This window comes from Kitasatospora sp. NPDC093558 (genome assembly GCF_040683475.1).
GTDB lineage: Bacteria > Actinomycetota > Actinomycetes > Streptomycetales > Streptomycetaceae > Kitasatospora.
The window spans coordinates 1-1194 of sequence record NZ_JBFBDY010001292.1; the positions used below are offsets into that span (position 1 = coordinate 1).

Genomic DNA, 1194 nt, shown 5'->3' on the forward strand with positions numbered 1-1194 from the left:
CTGAGAGCAAGCTCGGCGCCGGGCCGGCGGTGTCGGTCTTCCAGATCGGGTCCCGGACGTCGAAAGTCCCTCCGTGCGCGTGAGCCGGACCCTCCGGCATCGGGTGAAAACCGTCCTCACGCCCCGTCGATGGTCAGTTGACGACATGTCAATGCCGCGCCCTGGGACTGGTGTTGGTGCCTCAGGCCGGGCGCAGGCCTTCCAGGATGGCGGTGACGAGGAGGGGGCTGCGCAGGGTCTCCTCGGGGCCGGCGCCCAGCAGGACGCGGTAGTAGACCGGGGCGTAGAGGATGTCGACCATCGTGCGGGTGGGCAGGTCGGCGCGCAGCTGGCCGGCGGCGACGGCGGTGTCGAGGCGGCGCACGCAGCGCTCGATGCGGGGTTCGAGGAAGGTGGCGCGCAGGGCGGCGGCGAGGGCCGGGTCGCTCTGGGCCTCGGCGATGATGCCGCGGTAGAGCGTGCCGGTGTCGCCGGTGAGCATGGCGGCCACGGCGGTGAGCTGGGCGGTGAGGTCGGCGGTGATGTCCCCGGTGTCGGGGAAGTCCATCGAGTCGCCGATCCGGTCGTTGACGGCGTCCAGCGCGATCGCGCCCTTGGAGGGCCACCAGCGGTAGATGGTCGGCTTGCCGACGCCCGCGGTCGCGGCGATGGCCTCGATGGTGGTCTTGCCGTAGCCCTTGGCCGCGGCCACCTCGAAGACGGCGTCCAGGACGGCGCGGCGGGCGCGTTCGCTGCGGCGTTCGGGGTTCGGCTGGGGGCTCATGGTCCGGAGTCTAGCCCAGACGTTACGTTACGTTTCGTTTTGACAGTCGACGCGAGGCCGTCCTAGCCTCATTGGCGATACGAAACGTTTCGTAACGTCGAATCTCAAGGAGTCCGCCGTGACCGCTCCTGTCACCCCGTCCACCGGCCGCTTCGCCCGCGGGCTGGCCCTCCTGCACGAGATCGCCGGCCCCCAGGGCGCCGGCGTCCTGGACGGCCTCGCCGGCATCGCCCCGGACCTCGCCCGCCTGACCGTCGAGTTCGGCTACGGCGACGTGTACGCCCGCTCCGGCCTCGCCCTCGCCCAGCGCCAGCTCGTCAACGTCGCCGCCCTCACCGCGCTCGGCACCGCCGCCCCGCAGCTGCGCTTCCACGTCGACGGCGCCCTCAACGTCGGCGTCGAGCCGGCCGCCATCGTCGAGACGGTCCTCC

2 protein-coding genes are annotated in these 1194 nt (G+C 71.9%); one reads left to right on the forward strand and one right to left on the reverse strand.

Annotated features, from left to right (window positions below; genetic code table 11):
- Positions 1–181: 181 nt before the first annotated feature.
- The gene (locus AB0O00_RS40455; RefSeq protein ID WP_363659655.1) at positions 182–763 is read right to left on the reverse strand and encodes a TetR/AcrR family transcriptional regulator; all 582 of its coding nucleotides are present in this window, start codon (positions 761–763) and stop codon (positions 182–184) included.
- Positions 764–881: 118 nt separating this feature from the next.
- Here AB0O00_RS40455 and AB0O00_RS40460 point away from each other — a divergent pair.
- Positions 882–1194: carboxymuconolactone decarboxylase family protein (locus AB0O00_RS40460; protein WP_363659656.1), on the forward strand; the 313-nt coding region annotated here is incomplete at its 3' end.